Raw genomic sequence first — 16,804 nt, forward strand, 5'->3', positions numbered from 1 at the left:
GAAGATTAACAGGAGTTGTTTTCTGAACAACTATTCATTTATCAGATACCCGCCATCTGAAACAGCGATGAAAATTTTATGTACAAATTTAGTTAATAACGGTTTCATTTACGCCGCATTTGCGGTGATCAGCCGTGCGTTGCGTTAATTGAATTAATGCCCCTCGAAGTTAGTTGGATTTAGGTCAGTCATGATTTCCATAGAACAGGTCAGCGACAAGGCTGGTTTGAAAGCCTTCATCTCCCTGCCCTCCCACTTGTACGCAGACGATCCCCACTGGGTCCAACCCCTGCATGTGGAACGTATCGAACATCTGTCGGCGAAGAACCCGGCATCGGACCACATTCACTGGCAGGCCTGGATTGCGCGACGCGGCAATGAAGTGGTGGGCCGTATTACCGCTCAGGTGGATTCGCTGCATCGTGATCTGCACGGCATGGACACTGGCCATTTCGGCATGCTCGACGCCATCGATGACGAGGCCGTGTTCAGCCTGCTGACTCAGACGGCGGAAACCTGGTTGCGCAAACAGGGCGCCCACCGGATCACCGGCCCGTTTGGCTTGAACATCAATCAGGAAAGCGGCCTGCTGGTCGACGGGTTCGATACACCGCCGTCGGCGCTGATGGAACATGGCAAGCCCTACTACGCCGCACGCCTGGAACAGCAAGGCTACGCCAAGGGCATGGACCTGCTGGCTTACTGGATGCGCCGCACGGACCTGTCCTTCACCCCAGCGCTGACATCACTGATGGGCTCCATGCGCAACAGAATCAAGATCCGGCAGCTTGATCGCAAGCGTTTCGCGCAGGAAATGCAGGTACTACGCACCGTGTTCAACGATGCCTGGCAGAAAAACTGGGGGTTTGTACCGTTCACCGAACGTGAGTTCGATGAGATGGGCGCGCAACTGAAATTCCTGGTGCCCGAAGACATGATCTACATCGCCGAGGTCGACGGTGAGCCCTGTGCCTTCATCGTTGCCCTGCCCAACATCAACGAAGCCATCGCCGACCTGGATGGGCGCCTGCTGCCATTGGGCTGGGCCAAACTATTGTGGCGTCTGAAAGTCAGTGGCGTACGCACCGCGCGGGTACCGCTGATGGGCGTGCGACAGCAGTACCAGTTCAGCCGAATGGGGCCGGTCATCGCACTGCTGCTGATCGAAGCCTTGAAGGCGCCGTTCGAGAAACGTGACATCGAAGCACTGGAAATGTCCTGGATCCTGGAAACCAACACCGGTATGCGGGCTATTCTGGATCGCATCGGTGCCGCCCCCTACAAACGGTACCGTCTGTATGAAAAAGCAATCTGAGCGGCCGCGTTTCGACGCGCTGGTGCTTGGCGCGGATCGCCATGGCCATGACCCGGTGGCTGCGCTGGGCTCGGCAGGCTGCAAGGCGCTGACGCCAATCGCGGGCGTGCCAATGCTGCACCGTGTGCTGGGCGCCTTGCACGACAGCGCCCAGGTTGGCCGGGTAACGTTGATCGGGCCTTCGCTGGCACTGCTGGAGCGGGACGCCCATGTGCGGTCGCTGATCCTCGGCGAGCAGGTGAGTTTTCTGCAACCCCAGGCATCCCCGGCGGCAAGCGTCGTCCATGGCCTGGCCATGCGACAACACTGGCCACTGTTGGTGACGACCGCCGACCATGCCCTGCTGCGCGGTGACATGGTCGACTACTTCCTCACCCAGGCAGCCACCCTGGATTGTGACGTGGCGGTTGCGGTGACACCCCTGGAGACAGTGCTGCAACGATTCCCTGGCACGGCCAGAACGGCCATCCGACTCAAGGGTGGCCCGTATTGCGGCAGCAACCTGTTCGCCTTCCTCACCCCACAGGGCGCCAAGGTGGCGCAGTACTGGCGTGGCATGGAAGAAGCGCGCAAGCGTCCCCGACAGGTGGTGGCCCGGGCGCTGGGCCCACTGGCTACCGTGCGCTACCTGCTGGGCGAACTGTCCCTCAACCATGCGCTGAAGCAGCTTTCCCGGGTGCTGGGCGCGCGCGTGGGCGCCGTGGTCATGCCCTTCCCGGAAGCGGCGGTGGATGTGGATTCAGCCAACGACTTCGCCCTGGTGGAGCGCACCCTGCGCGAGATGGCCAAGGACCACGGGCGCCCTGCGGCCTGACCAACTCACCCGTTCCATTCCCCTTTTTACTACGCACGGCTGATGCCGCGTTGAAGGCTTGCGGTACATGCTTACGATCGAGCGCTACATCATTGCCGAAGTACGCCGTCCGATGACGACGATGGTCGGCTTCCTGACCTTTGTTTTCGCCAGTTACTCGGCTGAACGCTACCTGACCGAGGCCGCCAACGGCACCCTGGCGCTGGGGATGGTCTTCGACATCGTTTTCTACAAAGTGCTGATCGCGCTGGAGATGCTGCTGCCCGTCGGGCTGTATGCCTCGGTGGCTATCGCACTGGGCCGGCTATACAGCGATTCGGAAATCACCGCCATCATGGCTTCCGGTGCCAGCCCGTTGCGTATCTACCGGGCCATTCTGATCATCGCCATGCCCCTGGCCCTGGCGGTGGCCGCGTTGTCGTTCTACGGCCGCCCCTGGGCCTATACGCAAACCTATCGGCTGGTACAGCAATCGCGATCCGACCTCGACGTCAGCCACCTGCAGGCACAACGCTTCAACCTCAACGACGACAACGGCCGGATGATCCTGGCCCAGCGCATCGACGCGGACACCAACCAACTCACCGACGCGCTGATCTACGACCCGGCCGAAGGCAAAAGCCGCGTGCTGCGCGCCACCGTGGCGGCCATCACTGATCCCGACCCCACGACGCCGGCGCTGACCCTGCAACAGGGCACCAGTTATATGCTGGAGCATCGCGGCAGCAACGACAGCACACTGAATTTCAAACAGTTGCTGCTGCACCTCAAGCCGATGGAACCGACCGATGAGTCAAAACGCAAATCCACCCCCAGCGCGGTGCTGGCCATGTCATCCCTGCCCCAGGAAAAGGCCGAACTGCAATGGCGTGAAAGCCGCGGCCTGAATGCCATTCTCATGGCCCTGCTGGCCGTGCCGCTGAGCCGGACCGCACCGCGCAAAGGCCGGTTCTCGACCTTGATGCCGATCACGATTCTGTTCACGGTGATCTTCTATGGCGGCAACCTGTGCCGCACGCTGGTAGCCAATACCGTCCTGCCCCTGACCCCGGGCCTGTGGCTGGTCCCCCTGCTGATGCTGGTTGGCCTGGGGGCCTTGATTGCCCGTGACCTGCGGCTGCTGCCGAGGGTTTCGCGATGAGCATCTGGGGGCGCTACCTGGTCAGGAACGTGTTCGTGGGTTTCGCTGCTGCCGCTGCGCTGCTGATTCCGCTGTTCACGACTTTTGATCTGATCAACGAACTCGACAATGTCAGCGCTGGCGGCTACCGCTGGACCCAGGCGGTGGCGGTGGTGCTGATGACCCTACCCCGTCGTCTGATCGACCTGGGGCCCTTCATCGCCCTGCTGGGCGGCATCGTCGGCCTGGGCCATCTGGCAGTAGGTCAGGAGCTCACGGCCCTGCGCGCGGCCGGCGTGTCCATCGTGCGCATTGCCTTGGCGGCGGTCGCCGCAGGCGTGTTGCTGACCGCCAGTCTGGCAGCACTGGATGAATGGGTGGCCTCCCCGCTGCAGCAGCGGGGCCTGCAGATGCGCAACGCCGCCATCACCAGCTCCGATGAGGCAGTCAATGCCAAGGGCACGCTTTGGGCCAGGCGCGGCAACGAAGTCGCCAGGATCGACAGCGTGGCAGCGCACAACCTGCCCATGGGCATCGAGATATTCCGCTACAACCCGGACAACACCCTGGCCAGTTACATTCACGCCGACAACGCCAGCGTATCCCGCGACGGTAACTGGACGCTCAACCAGGTCAACCTCAAGCAATGGAGCAACGGCGAAGAAACGGTCCGCGAGCTGGATAGCCTGCAATGGGCGTCAATCTTTTCCAGTATTCATCTCAAGGAACTGACCCTGCCCAGCGACAGTTTTTCCATCAAACAACTGAGCCGCTACATCCACTTCCTCAAGGCCACCGATCAACCGGTCGATCAGTACAGCATCGCCCTGTGGCAGAAGTTCGGCCGGCCGATCCTGACGCTGGCGATGATCCTGCTGGCGGTGCCCTTCACCTTCGTGCAACAGCGCGCGCCCGGGATGGGCAGCCGCCTGGCGGTGGGCGCTGTCGTCGGTCTGCTGACCTATGTGGGTAATCAGATCATCGTCAACCTGGGGCTGCTGTTTGCCCTGAATCCGCTGCTGACCACCTTGTTGCCACCGCTGTTCATTCTGGGTGCGGCATTGATGCTGGTCTATCGCTTCGACCGAAACGCCTAGGCAACGTCATGAACATCAACTCACCTTCAATTGCTCAGCCGCGGCGCATCGGCGTTTTGATCAACCCCCTCAGCGGGCGCGTTCGTCGCCAGCTGGTACGCTTGTGCCGCCTGATCTATAGATTGCCTCGCGCCCACTTCGCGCAGGTGCGCACCCCTGCCGAGATCGAGACCGCCATCGCCAGCTGGGCGCTGATGGAAAACGACTTGCTGGTGGTAGTGGGCGGGGATGGCACGCTGCAGGCGGCGCTGACCAGCCTGCTGCAAACCCCTGGGGCGACAGTTCCCAAGGTGTTCATCGTCCCCGCGGGCACCACCAACATGAGTGCCAATGCCATCGGGTTGCGTGGCAGCCCACTCAAGGCAATCAAGGCACTGACGCGCTGGCTGACCCGTGACGACCACACCGCGCTCGAGAGGCCCACGGCCGTGCTGCAAGTGTCGGACTCACACAACCGGCGAGCACAATGCGGCCTGTTCTTTGGCGCCGGTTCAATCGTCACCGGCGTTCGCTATTTTCATGAGCGGGTTCGCCCCACCGGTCTCAAGGGGCTGGCTGGGCCATTGACGGCCTTCGTGCGCATGCTGCTGGCGTTGTTTTCCCGCACGGCCAGCCATCTGCTGCCGACCGTCAACGCCCCTATCACGGTGAACGGCGCGACGCGCGAGGCGCCATGGCTGCTGGTATTGGCCACCACCCTGGACAAATTGCTGTTGGGCAGCACGCCATTTTGGGGCACCGAGCACCAGCCCATGCGCCTGACCGCCATTGCCCAGGCCCCTGCCCGCCTGTGCCGGGCCTTGCCCGCCGTACTGCGCGGGCGACCCAGCGCTGCCATGCGCCGGGACCCCGGCTACCTGAGCCACAACGCCCAAAACGCCAGCATTGACCACCTGCGCGAATACCTGCTGGACGGCGAAATATTCCCGGTGACCGGAACACTTGAAATCAAGACCAGCCTGCCCGTGCGCTTCATCACCTTGTAAGGACGCTCCATGATCGAGATTGAACGCGACCCGGCGACACGCCCCCTGTTCGAGCTGGTGACCCGTGAACTGGCGCGTCCGGTGAGCCAGGACCTGCACGCACTGACCGAGGCGCTGATGGCGCGGTTCGGCGCAGGCATCTCGGCGATCCTGTTCTACGGTTCTTGCCTGCGCACGCGCACCACCGATGAGGGGTTGATCGACCTGTACGTCCTGGTGGATCACTACCAGGACATCCACGCCTCCCGGCTCAGTCAATGGGCCAACGCCCTGCTGCCGCCCACGGTGTTTCTGTTCACGACCACTGATACCGCCGGCAAAACCCTGCGCGCCAAGTGCGCCATTCTCTCAGTGAGCGATTTCGAACAAGGCACCCATAGCTGGTTTCAAAGCTACCTGTGGGCGCGTTTTGCCCAGCCTAGCCGCCTGGTGTTCAGCCGCACGTCCTCCATCCAGCTGCGCGTGGAGCGAGCGGTGTGCCGCGCGGCCTTGCGCATGATCAGCGAAACGGTCCCCCTGCAAGCCCCCTTCTTCAACAGCGACACGTTCTGGACCCGCGCCTTGAGCTTTACCTACGGCACCGAACTGCGGCCCGAAAGCAGCGATCGCCCGGCACTGATCACCCAGCAGAATCAAGACTACCTCGCCGCCCTCCTGGTCGCGGCTGCCCAGGTCGATGGCGCCGGCTTTACCGGGTCGATGACCGATGAGCTGTATATCAACCACAGCACCGCTCAACAGCAGCGACGCCAGGCGCGGCACTGGCGGATCCGGCGCGTGCAAGGCCGGGCATTGAACGTGGTGCGCCTGATCAAATCGCTGTTTACCGTCAAGGGTGGAGTGGATTACGCCATCTGGAAACTTGAGCGCCATTGGGGCGAGCCGATCAGACAACCGGAGCGGTTGCGCCGCTATCCGCTGGTGTTCTGCTGGCCGCTGCTGTGGAAGCTGTTGAAACAACGACCTCGTACATGAAACCAACAGGATATTTTCCATGACCGCCAGGAAGACGGCTTTGACCCCCAAGAAAAAACGCAAACATCGTCCCAGCGTCGCCATCGGTCTGTGGATCATCAAACGCCTTGAAAACCTGATACGGCGCAGCTCTACGGTGGGTAACACGCCGTTCTTCGATCCCGCCATCTTCGCCTGGGCCCGGGACCTGGAATCCCGGTCGGCGGTGATTCGCACCGAGCTCGATGCCGTGCTGCGCAACAGCGATGCCATTCCCAGTTTTCAGCAGATATCCAAGGACCAGTCCAGACTGACCCAGGACGACCGCTGGAAGACGTTTTTCCTCTACGGCTATGGCTACAAGATCGACGGCAATTGCGCGCAGTGCCCAGAAACGACACGGGCCATCGAGGCCATCCCGGGCATGTACACCGCGTTTTTCTCGATTCTCAGCCCCGGCAAGCACATTCCACCCCACCGCGGGCCTTACAACGGATTGCTGCGGGTGCATCTGGGGCTGATCATCCCGCAACAGGCCGAACAGTGTCGTATAGAGGTGGGTGATGAGGTCCGCCATTGGCAGCAGGACAGTTGCCTGGTATTCGACGACACTTACAAGCATCAGGTCTGGAACGACACTGACGAGCGGCGCGTAGTGCTGTTCCTGGATGTGCAGCGGCCCTTGACATTACCGGGCCGGTTGCTGAACCGGGTGGTGCTCAAGTTGATCCAGTGGTCACCGTTCATACAGGACGCGCGCAGGAATCAGCAGAACTGGGATCGCGGGATTCTCAACCAGTAAATCAGCGCCAATCAGGCTCCGGGGCTCTCCCGGCGCCTGATTGACGCGGTATCACGGCTTGCAATCAGGCTTGAGGGTGTCGAATCGCGACGCATCCACCACGCCCAGGTGTGCAAGCACGTCACGCCCCAGTTTGACCGGCGAACCACCTTTGCCGTGGGTTTTCAGCGTAAGGTCCTCGGCGTATACCTTGTCACCCAGGCACAGTGACATCCGCACCAACTGATGCTGACTGCTGCCAAAGGCGCCTTTGGATTTTTCGGTGCGCAGTACTTTCCTCTCCAGCGTCAAATCGGTCGTGCCCGTCAATGCATGCATCACCGGTACACCGAAACGCACCCAATTCTCGCCATCTTTCTGGAATATGATGAGGTCATGAACTTCAATGGAAGACTTCGGCGAAGTGGGATCAAGTTCGACTTCCACACTCCCTTGCTCAGGTTGAATCAGCGCCTTTTCCTGCCAACCGAAAACGGCGGCCTGGGTCAGTTGTGGAATAATCAATGCCAACATAAAGCTGCTTAAAACTGTGGTATAGCGACGCATTATCTCACCCGGCGCAAATAATAATTTCAGGTCTTGCAACAATAAAGCCCAATAACTGGCGCCCCCTGTTCAGCGCACTTTATCATTAAGTCTGGATTTACAATATTAAATTATACTTAGCGATAGAGCACATACGCACTGCGGCAAATTATTAACTTATCCGAGATACACTCTTTCACTTCGTTACATAGCTACTTCCATCGGTTGACTGTTAACGTCTGCGACCCAGACAAAGTCTCAAGCGCCAGACCTACATGGCGACAAGGACCCCTGACAATGCCTACCGTGATGAGGAAACTATGGAACCCGGCAGCTACCAACTGAGCATGAGCGTGCTCATGACCCCCGACAAAGCCAACTTCTCCGGCAACGTGCATGGCGGCGCGTTGTTGAAAATGCTCGACGAAGTGGCGTTCGCCTGCGCCAAGCGTTATGCAGGCCGTTACGTGGTCACCCTTTCGGTTGACCAAGTGATTTTCAAGGAGCCGATCCACGTCGGCGAACTGGTCACCTTCCTGGCGTCGGTCAACTACACCGGACGCACTTCGCTCGAGATCGGCGTGAAGGTCATGACCGAGAATATCCATGAGCGTACCGTGCGCCACACCAACAGTTGCTACTTCACCATGGTCGCCGTCGACGGCGCTGGGCGCCCCAGCCCCGTGCGCCCCTTGCTGCCCGACACGCTCACCGAGCGCCGTCGCTACGCTCAGGGCCAGTTACGCAAGCAACAGCGCCAGGAACTGCAGGCTCGCTACGACGAGATACGCGAACTGGGCACGTCCCGTTAGGCCCTTCGCTCACCTGCAGCCCCGCCCGGAACACCAAGGATCAACGATGTAAATATCGCTCCTGAGTCGGATCCGCCTCGAGATCCTCCAGTACATGCTGGAAGGTGATGACGAACAGTTGCCGTTTTCTCCTGCGCAGCGCTCCATCTTCTAACCGCGGGCCAAGAATCAGCCCACGGAAAAAGCCTTCGATACGCCCGCGCGCAGGTGGCGGATGCCGCAGGCTCAGAGCATTACCCTTCCTGGCGATTGCCGCACCGTCGAAGTCGGACAGAGCGGCAGCAGCGTTTAATCGCTCAATAGAGCCGCACGCGATGGCGCACCAGGCCCTACGTCACTTCCTGACGCGAGGCGCGGCCCAACGACCAACCGAAGTTCATGCCCGCAGCCGCCAGCAGGATGGCGCTCGCGCCAATCACTTGCAGGATGCCGAGCGGGTGGGCGAAGGCAACCCAGTCGACCAGGATGGCGACGATCGGATAGATGAACGACAGTGTCCCGACCAGCGCCGTGGGGATTTTCTGGATGGCGCTGTACAGCAGGGTCGACATGAGCCCGGTATGGACCACGCCGATAATGATCAGGCAAGTCCAGGCGCCCTCGACCGTATCGACCCTGCTGAAGTCCACGAACGGGGCCAGGACCAGCACACCTGCCACCATCTGGATCAGCACGATCAGGTGCGCGGGTATGTCTTTGAGGCGCTTGGTGATTGCCGCCGCCACGGCGTAGAAAAAGGCCGAAGCCAGGGCCAGGCAGACGCCGAGCACATAGTCGGCGCCAGTGGCCTGCCCACTGCCCTTGACGGACACGATCAGCATCAGCCCGGCGAAGGCCAACAGCAGCCAACCAACCTTGGCGGCGCTGAGGCGTTCAGCGAAAAACAGCACCCCCAAGCCGACCAGCATGAATGGCTGAACGTGGTAGACCACCGTGGCAATGGCGATAGAGGAATGTTTGTAGGCACTGAACAGCAGCACCCAGTTAAGAATCAGCGCCGCCCCGCCCAGGCACACCAGAATGAACTGCCGGGCGTTGATCCGAGAGCGGCGCAGCACCCCGAGCACCAGACACGCGACCAGCATGGCCATGGCGCCGAACAAGCAACGCCAGAACACCACGGCCTCCGGGCTCTGCCCTGACATGATGACGAACCAGCCCACCGTGCCGGAGATCACCATGGCAGAAATCATTTCGAGCGTCCCACGGGTTTGCGACTTCATCACTCACTGCTTCCTTGCTGCTGGCATTGCCGTAACCTAAGCCACCATACATAGGAATTGGTTCGGCAAAACGAACTTTATAATGAACTTTTGGCCGATATACTGAACATTACACCCGAGAGCGTCAACCCATTTCAGGATGATTAGAAAAACAAATGACCGATATAACGAACACGCTACCGAACAATAACCCGAGCCGAATCGATCTCCTGGCCCTCTCAATCAAACGCGAGCGCCTGGCCGCCGGGCTTTCCTTGACCGAGCTGGCAAAGCGCGCCGGGGTGGCGAAGTCGACCTTGTCTCAATTGGAGTCAGGAATCGGTAACCCCAGCATCGAAACCTTGTGGTCGCTGGCGATGGCAATGGGTTTGCAAGTCACCCGGTTCTTCGAGCAACCCCGGCAGGCCCTGCGGGTGATTCGCGCCAACGAGGGTATGACGGCCTATGCCGAGACTGCCCATTATGCAGCGACACTGCTTGCCGATTGCCCGACGGGAGTACAACGGGATATCTACCGGCTCAACGTGCAACCCGGCGAAGTTCGGCTGTCTCAGCCCCACCCACCGGGCACCGTAGAGCATGTGGTGCTGTGCAGCGGCAGTGCCCATATCGGCCCGGCGACTGGACCTGTATTGCTGAACGCTGGCGACTACATCAGCTACCTCGCGAATGTGCCTCACGTGTTCGAAGCACTCGAGGCGGACACCACTGCGGTGATGGTGATAGAGCATTCCTGAGGTGGGTGCCATTTTCGTTCGCTCATGTATCACGAGCGACCTGGGGGCAACAATGGGGGCATATTTGAAATTTTTCTGCCTGAAAATGTTGTTCTAGAGCCCAGTCAAAATGTTTTTCGCGGATCCGGACAGTCTGGTTTGAGTGCCTTGCGAAGGCATCCGGCGCCATCGCTGCAAGCCAGCGATGGTCGTGACTCGGTTGCCAACCAGACCATTGCGTAGGCGGCAACACACAAATGCCATCAACCGGGTTGATCCTGTCTGGGTATAAGGCGCAGGCTAGAGGGCTCGCTGGGCCTCTCCCATCATTCCGAATGATAGTTATCTTCGCCCCGTTCGATTCGTCCGCTTCAACCCCGCCGCGCATCATTCGCCAATCTCAATACATTGGCGGATGCATCCATGGAACAGTCACTCAAACATTTGCGCTTCCCGTTGGCCGTGTTGGCCGTAGTGGTGATGAGCGCCTGCGGCAAGGCTCCGCAAACTGCAGCCACGATGCCGGCGGCCAAGGTCAGCGTGGCCAAGGTGCTAGAGCAACCGGTTAACGAGTGGGACGAATTCACCGGGCGCCTTGAAGCCCCGGAAACCGTAGAAATTCGTCCACGGGTCTCCGGCCAGATCGATGACGTGGCCTTTACCGAGGGCGCCCTGGTCAAGAAAGGCGACCTGCTGTTCCAGATCGACCCGCGTCCGTTCCAGGCTGAGGTCCGCCGCCTCGAAGCGCTGGTCGCCCAGGCTCGCGCCAACGCCACCCGCAGCGAAAACGAAGCCCAGCGCGGTGAACGCCTGCGCACCAGCAATGCCATCTCCGCTGAATTGGCCGATTCGCGTACCAGCGCCGCTCAAGAAGCCCGCGCCGCCGTCGGCGCACTTCAGGCGCAACTGGACCTGGCCAAACTGAACCTGAGTTTCACCCGCGTCACCGCGCCCATCAGCGGTCGCGTCAGCCGCGCGGAAATCACGGCCGGCAACCTGGTGACCGCCGATACCACCCCGCTGACCAGCGTGGTTTCCACCGACAAGGTCTACGCCTACTTCGACGCTGACGAGCGTGTGTTCCTCAAGTACACCCAGCTCGCCCGCCAGGGTAAACGCGGCGCAGCCACCCCGGTCTACATGGGCCTGTCCAACGAAGACGGCAACCCGCACCTGGGCCAGATGAACTTCGTCGACAACCAGGTCAACCCGAAAACCGGCACCATCCGTGGTCGCGCCGTGTTCGACAACAGCGACGGCAGCTACACCCCGGGCCTCTATGCGCGCCTGAAACTGGTCGGCAGCGGCACCTACAACGCCATGCTGATCAACGATGAAGCGGTCGGCACCGACCTGGGCAAGAAGTTCGTGCTGGTGATGGACGCCGACAACAAAACCGCCTACCGCGCGGTCGAGCTGGGTCCGAAAATCGAAGGCTTGCGCATCGTGCGCAACGGCTTGAACAAGGACGACACCATCATCGTCAAGGGCCTGCAGCGGGTACGACCTGGTTCGCCAGTCGCCCCTGAAGTGATCCCGATGGCCAGCGAGCAAACCCTCGCGGCCCTGGCACAACAACGTCAAGCGCTGGAAGCCAGCAATCTGCCCCAGGTCGCGCCTGCCAAGGTCGCGCCGGGTACGGCTGTGAAACTGGCTGCTGCGACTCCACGCGGTTAAGGAATAACGACTCCGATGAATTTTTCCCAGTTCTTCATTTCACGGCCGATCTTCGCCGCAGTGCTGTCGCTGCTGATCCTGATCGCCGGCGCGATCTCGCTGTTCCAGCTGCCGATCAGCGAATACCCGGAAGTGGTGCCGCCGACCGTTGTGGTCCGCGCCAACTTCCCCGGGGCCAACCCCAAAGTCATCGGTGAGACCGTGGCCGCTCCGCTGGAGCAAGCCATCACCGGCGTCGAGAACATGCTGTACATGTCCTCGCAGTCGACCGCCGACGGCAAGATCACCCTGACCATCACCTTCGCCCTGGGTACCGACCTGGACAATGCGCAGGTGCAGGTGCAGAACCGCGTAACCCGGACCGAGCCCAAACTTCCCGAAGAAGTGACGCGCATCGGTATCACCGTGGACAAGGCGTCGCCCGACCTGACCATGGTCGTGCACTTGACCTCGCCGGACAAACGCTACGACATGCTGTACCTGTCCAACTACGCCTTGCTCAACATCAAGGATGAGCTGGCGCGCCTGGGTGGTGTCGGTGATGTGCAATTGTTCGGCATGGGCGATTACTCGCTGCGGGTCTGGCTCGATCCGAACAAGACCGCCTCGCGCAACCTGACCGCCACCGACGTGGTCACCGCGATCCGCGAACAGAACCGCCAGGTCGCCGCCGGTGCACTGGGTGCGCCGCCTGCACCGAACGCCACCGCGTTCCAGCTGTCGGTCAACACCCAGGGTCGCCTGGTGTCCGAAGAAGAGTTCGAGAACATCATCATTCGCTCCGGCGACAACGGTGAAATCACCCGTCTGAAAGACATTGCTCGTGTCGAACTGGGCTCCAGCCAGTACGCCCTGCGTTCGCAACTCAACAACCAGCCGGCGGTAGCGATCCCGATCTTCCAGCGTCCGGGCTCCAACGCCATCGAGATCTCCAACGAAGTGCGCGACAAGATGGCGGAGCTGAAGAAGAGCTTCCCGGAAGGCATGGACTTCAGCATCGTCTATGACCCGACGATCTTCGTGCGCGGCTCCATCGAAGCGGTGGTTCACACCCTGTTCGAAGCGCTGATCCTCGTGGTGCTGGTGGTGATCCTGTTCCTGCAAACCTGGCGCGCCTCGATCATTCCGTTGGTGGCGGTGCCGGTGTCGCTGATCGGTACGTTTGCCGTGATGCACCTGTTCGGTTTCTCGTTGAACGCCTTGTCATTGTTCGGCCTGGTACTGGCGATCGGTATCGTGGTGGACGACGCGATCGTGGTGGTGGAGAACGTCGAACGCAATATCGAACTGGGACTCAATCCGGTCGAAGCGACCAAACGCGCCATGCGTGAAGTGACCGGGCCGATCATTGCCACGGCACTGGTGCTGTGTGCGGTGTTTATCCCGGCGGCCTTCATTTCCGGGTTGACTGGCCAGTTCTACAAGCAGTTCGCCCTGACCATTGCGATTTCCACGGTGATCTCGGCGTTCAACTCCCTGACCCTCTCGCCGGCACTGGCAGCGGTGCTGCTCAAGGGCCATGACGCGCCGAAAGACCGCTTCTCCAAACTCCTGGACAAGGTGTTCGGCGGCTGGCTGTTCCGTCCCTTCAACCGTTTCTTTGAAAAGGCCAGCCATGGTTATGTCGGCACCGTTGGCCGCGTGATCCGCAGCAGCGGCATCGCCCTGCTGCTGTACGCGGGCCTGATGGTCCTGACGTTCTTCGGTTTCTCCAGCACCCCGACCGGTTTCGTCCCGGCGCAGGACAAGCAATACCTGGTGGCGTTTGCCCAGTTGCCGGACGCCGCCAGCCTGGATCGCACCGATGCGGTAATCCAGCAGATGTCCGAGATTGCCCTCAAGCAACCTGGCGTGGCCAACTCGGTGGCCTTCCCTGGCCTGTCGATCAACGGCTTCACCAACAGCCCCAACGCCGGCATCGTGTTCACCCCGCTCAAGCCGTTTGACGAGCGCAAGGACCCAAGCGAATCGGCGGGTGCCATTGCGGCCGCGCTGAACGCCAAGTTCGCCGACATCCAGGGTGCCTACATTGCGATCTTCCCGCCGCCGCCGGTACAGGGCCTGGGCACGATCGGTGGTTTCCGCCTGCAAATCGAAGACCGGGGCAACCTGGGCTACGACGAGCTGTACAAGCAAACCATGAACATCATTGCCAAGAGCCACAGCGTGCCGGAACTGGCCAATCTGTTCACCAGCTACACCGTGAACGTGCCGCAGGTCGATGCTGCCATCGACCGGGAAAAAGCCAAGACCCACGGCGTGGCCGTCAGCGACATCTTCGACACCCTGCAAATCTACCTGGGCTCGCTGTATGCCAACGACTTCAACCGCTTTGGTCGTACCTATCAGGTCAACGTTCAGGCCGAGCAGCAGTTCCGTCTTGAACCGGACCAGATCGGCCAGCTGAAAGTACGCAACAACAAGGGCGAGATGATCCCGCTGGCGACCTTCATCAAGGTCAGCGACACCTCGGGCCCGGACCGCGTGATGCACTACAACGGCTTCATCACCGCTGAAATCAACGGTGCGGCAGCCCCCGGCTACAGCTCCGGCCAGGCCGAAAAAGCCATCGAGAAACTGCTCAAGGAAGAACTTCCGAACGGCATGACCTACGAATGGACCGACCTGACCTACCAGCAGATTCTGTCCGGCAACACCGCGCTGTTCGTGTTCCCGCTCTGCGTTCTGCTGGCGTTCCTGGTGCTCGCGGCGCAATACGAAAGCTGGAGCCTGCCACTGGCGGTGATCCTGATCGTGCCGATGACCCTGCTGTCGGCCATCACCGGGGTGATTGTGTCCGGTGGCGACAACAACATTTTTACCCAGATCGGCTTGATCGTACTGGTGGGCCTGGCGTGCAAAAACGCGATTCTGATCGTCGAGTTTGCCAAGGATAAACAGCTCGAAGGTCTCAACCCGCTGGCTGCGGTACTGGAAGCCTGCCGCCTGCGTCTGCGGCCGATCCTGATGACCTCCTTCGCGTTCATCATGGGTGTGGTGCCACTGGTGTTCTCCAGCGGTGCCGGTGCTGAAATGCGTCATGCCATGGGTGTGGCGGTGTTCTCCGGGATGCTCGGGGTGACCTTCTTCGGTCTGTTGCTGACACCGGTGTTCTACGTACTGATTCGCAACTTTGTCGAGCGCGGTGAGGCACGAAAAGCCGCCAAGGCGCTGAAACTGCAAAAGCCGCTGGAGTCGCATTCATGAGTTTGAAAGCCTTCCTGCCGAGTCTCCTGGTACTGGCGCTGAGCGCCTGTGCCGTGGGCCCGGACTACAAGACCCCGGCCACCGAGGCGGCCCATATCACCACCGCCACCGATGGCGCGGCCGGTCAGAAGAACTTTGACCGCTCCCGTTTCGAAGGCATCTGGTGGCAGCAGTTCGAGGACCCGACCCTCAACCAGTTGGTGACCGAGTCCCTGAAGGGCAACCGCGACTTGCGCGTCGCCTTCGCCCGCTGGAAAGCGGCGCGGGCGATACGCGATGACGTCAGCAATGACGCCATGCCGACCATCACCAGCCGGATCAGCAGTGACCTGGCCAAGGGGCAGATTCCCGGCCAGACCACCGACCGGGTCAACAGCGAACGCTATGACCTGGGCCTGGACATGGCCTGGGAGATCGACCTGTTTGGCCGCATCCAGCGCAACCTGGAATCGGCCAACGCCGAGCAACAAGCGGTCGAGGCCGATCTGTATCAACTGCAAGTCACCATGATTGCCGAACTGGTGGATTCCTACGGCCAGCTGCGCGGAGCCCAACTGCGGGAGAAAATCGCCCTGGCCAACCTGGAGAACCAGCAGGAGTCGCGCAAGATCACCATCAGCCTGCGTGATGCCGGCGTCGGCGATCAGCTCGACGTGGAGCGCGCCGATGCGCGTCTTGCGGCGGTCGAGGCCAGCGTGCCGCAATTGCAGGCCGAACAGGTTCGGCAGAAAAACCGCATCGCCACCCTGCTCGGTCAACGCCCGGACAAGTTGACCGTGGACCTGAGCCCCAAGGATTTGCCGGCCATTGCCAAGGCATTGCCCATTGGTGATCCGGGGGAACTGCTGCAACGTCGCCCGGACATTCTCAGCGCCGAACGCAAACTCGCCTCGGCCACGGCGCGCATCGGCGTGGCCAAGGCTGATTTGTTCCCTCGGGTCAGCCTCAGCGGCTTCCTTGGCTTCACCGCCGGGCGGGGTTCGCAGATCGGCTCCTCGGCGGCCAACGCCTGGGCGCTTGGCCCGAGCATCACCTGGGCGGCATTCGATCTGGGCAGCGTCAAGGCCCGCTTGCGCGGTGCCGACGCCGACGCTGAAGGCGCCCTGGCGAGCTACGAGCAACAAGTCTTGCTGGCTCTGGAGGAATCGGAGAACGCCTTCAGCGATTACGGCAAACGCCAACAACGGTTGATTTCGCTGATTCGCCAGAGCGAATCGAGCCGCTCGGCTGCCGACCTCGCCGAGATCCGCTACCGCGAAGGCACCGCCGATTTCCTGGTGTTGCTCGATGCCCAGCGTGAGCGTCTGGCGGCGGAAGACACCCAGGCCCAGGCCGAAGTCGATCTGTATCGCGGCATCGTCGCGATCTACAAGGCACTCGGCGGTGGCTGGCAGCCGGAAACGGTCGCCAGCAAGTAACCTTTTTCAAGCGCTCCTTTGGTTGGCCGCAACCAACCAATTCCTTTGCCCTGCGTCTCATTCGGTCGCGGGGCTTTTTTTTGCTTTTCAGGCAATCCCGGGAAACACGGATGGCAGCCCCCTGCAAGCGCCTGCCAC

Annotated in this window: 14 protein-coding genes; 12 read left to right on the plus strand and 2 right to left on the minus strand. The window is 61.0% G+C overall.

Going from position 1 to position 16,804, the window contains the following annotated elements; translation table 11 throughout:
• The first annotated feature begins 190 nt into the window (after nt 1–190).
• From JQF37_RS30090 to JQF37_RS30120, 7 genes are all read left to right on the plus strand, one after another.
• Complete coding sequence (locus JQF37_RS30090) at nt 191–1,315, plus strand: N-acetyltransferase (RefSeq protein WP_130209334.1); 1,125 nt, start codon at nt 191–193, stop codon at nt 1,313–1,315.
• Entirely contained in the window at nt 1,299–2,129 is an 831-nt protein-coding gene (locus tag JQF37_RS30095) for a nucleotidyltransferase family protein (RefSeq protein ID WP_130209336.1), read from the plus strand. Before JQF37_RS30090 ends, JQF37_RS30095 begins: the two co-directional genes overlap by 17 nt.
• 67 nt (nt 2,130–2,196) lie before the next feature.
• The gene (lptF, locus tag JQF37_RS30100; RefSeq protein ID WP_130209338.1) at nt 2,197–3,270 is read left to right on the plus strand and encodes an LPS export ABC transporter permease LptF; all 1,074 of its coding nucleotides are present in this window, start codon (nt 2,197–2,199) and stop codon (nt 3,268–3,270) included.
• Nucleotides 3,267–4,346, plus strand: a complete 1,080-nt coding sequence (gene lptG, locus JQF37_RS30105) for an LPS export ABC transporter permease LptG (RefSeq protein WP_130209340.1) — start codon at nt 3,267–3,269, stop codon at nt 4,344–4,346. The genes lptF and lptG overlap by 4 nt, the downstream gene beginning before the upstream one ends.
• 8 nt (nt 4,347–4,354) lie before the next feature.
• On the plus strand, nt 4,355–5,332 hold the full coding sequence (locus JQF37_RS30110; RefSeq protein ID WP_130209342.1) for a diacylglycerol kinase family protein: 978 nt from the start codon (nt 4,355–4,357) through the stop codon (nt 5,330–5,332).
• A 9-nt stretch (nt 5,333–5,341) separates the two neighbouring features.
• On the plus strand, nt 5,342–6,307 hold the full coding sequence (locus tag JQF37_RS30115; RefSeq protein WP_130209344.1) for a hypothetical protein: 966 nt from the start codon (nt 5,342–5,344) through the stop codon (nt 6,305–6,307).
• 19 nt (nt 6,308–6,326) lie between these two features.
• Nucleotides 6,327–7,088, plus strand: a complete 762-nt coding sequence (locus JQF37_RS30120; protein WP_130209346.1) for an aspartyl/asparaginyl beta-hydroxylase domain-containing protein — start codon at nt 6,327–6,329, stop codon at nt 7,086–7,088.
• A 51-nt stretch (nt 7,089–7,139) separates the two neighbouring features.
• Here the strand turns inward: JQF37_RS30120 and JQF37_RS30125 are convergent, their stop codons facing one another.
• Nucleotides 7,140–7,673, minus strand: a complete 534-nt coding sequence (locus JQF37_RS30125; RefSeq protein ID WP_204149913.1) for a RimK/LysX family protein — start codon at nt 7,671–7,673, stop codon at nt 7,140–7,142.
• 260 nt (nt 7,674–7,933) lie between these two features.
• Between JQF37_RS30125 and JQF37_RS30130 the strand changes: the two genes are divergently transcribed.
• Entirely contained in the window at nt 7,934–8,425 is a 492-nt protein-coding gene (locus JQF37_RS30130) for an acyl-CoA thioesterase (protein WP_130209350.1), read from the plus strand.
• A 329-nt stretch (nt 8,426–8,754) separates the two neighbouring features.
• Here the strand turns inward: JQF37_RS30130 and JQF37_RS30135 are convergent, their stop codons facing one another.
• A complete protein-coding gene (locus JQF37_RS30135; protein WP_130209431.1) occupies nt 8,755–9,648 on the minus strand; it encodes a DMT family transporter in 894 nt (297 codons plus the stop codon).
• 155 nt (nt 9,649–9,803) lie between these two features.
• Here JQF37_RS30135 and JQF37_RS30140 point away from each other — a divergent pair, with 155 nt between their 5' ends.
• The 4 genes from JQF37_RS30140 to JQF37_RS30155 all read left to right on the plus strand — a co-directional run bounded on the left by JQF37_RS30140 (nt 9,804) and on the right by JQF37_RS30155 (nt 16,666).
• The gene (locus JQF37_RS30140) at nt 9,804–10,385 is read left to right on the plus strand and encodes an XRE family transcriptional regulator (protein WP_130209352.1); all 582 of its coding nucleotides are present in this window, start codon (nt 9,804–9,806) and stop codon (nt 10,383–10,385) included.
• A gap of 402 nt (nt 10,386–10,787) precedes the next feature.
• Nucleotides 10,788–12,041, plus strand: a complete 1,254-nt coding sequence (mexE, locus tag JQF37_RS30145) for a multidrug efflux RND transporter periplasmic adaptor subunit MexE (protein ID WP_130209354.1) — start codon at nt 10,788–10,790, stop codon at nt 12,039–12,041.
• Between the two features lie 15 nt (nt 12,042–12,056).
• Entirely contained in the window at nt 12,057–15,248 is a 3,192-nt protein-coding gene (locus JQF37_RS30150; RefSeq protein WP_130209356.1) for an efflux RND transporter permease subunit, read from the plus strand.
• Nucleotides 15,245–16,666 carry a TolC family protein gene (locus JQF37_RS30155; RefSeq protein ID WP_130209358.1) on the plus strand — a complete coding sequence of 474 codons (1,422 nt, stop codon included), beginning with the start codon at nt 15,245–15,247 and terminating at the stop codon, nt 16,664–16,666. The genes JQF37_RS30150 and JQF37_RS30155 overlap by 4 nt, the downstream gene beginning before the upstream one ends.
• The last annotated feature ends 138 nt before the right edge of the window (nt 16,667–16,804 follow it).

This window comes from Pseudomonas sp. MIL9, from assembly GCF_016887925.1.
GTDB lineage: Bacteria > Pseudomonadota > Gammaproteobacteria > Pseudomonadales > Pseudomonadaceae > Aquipseudomonas > Aquipseudomonas mohnii.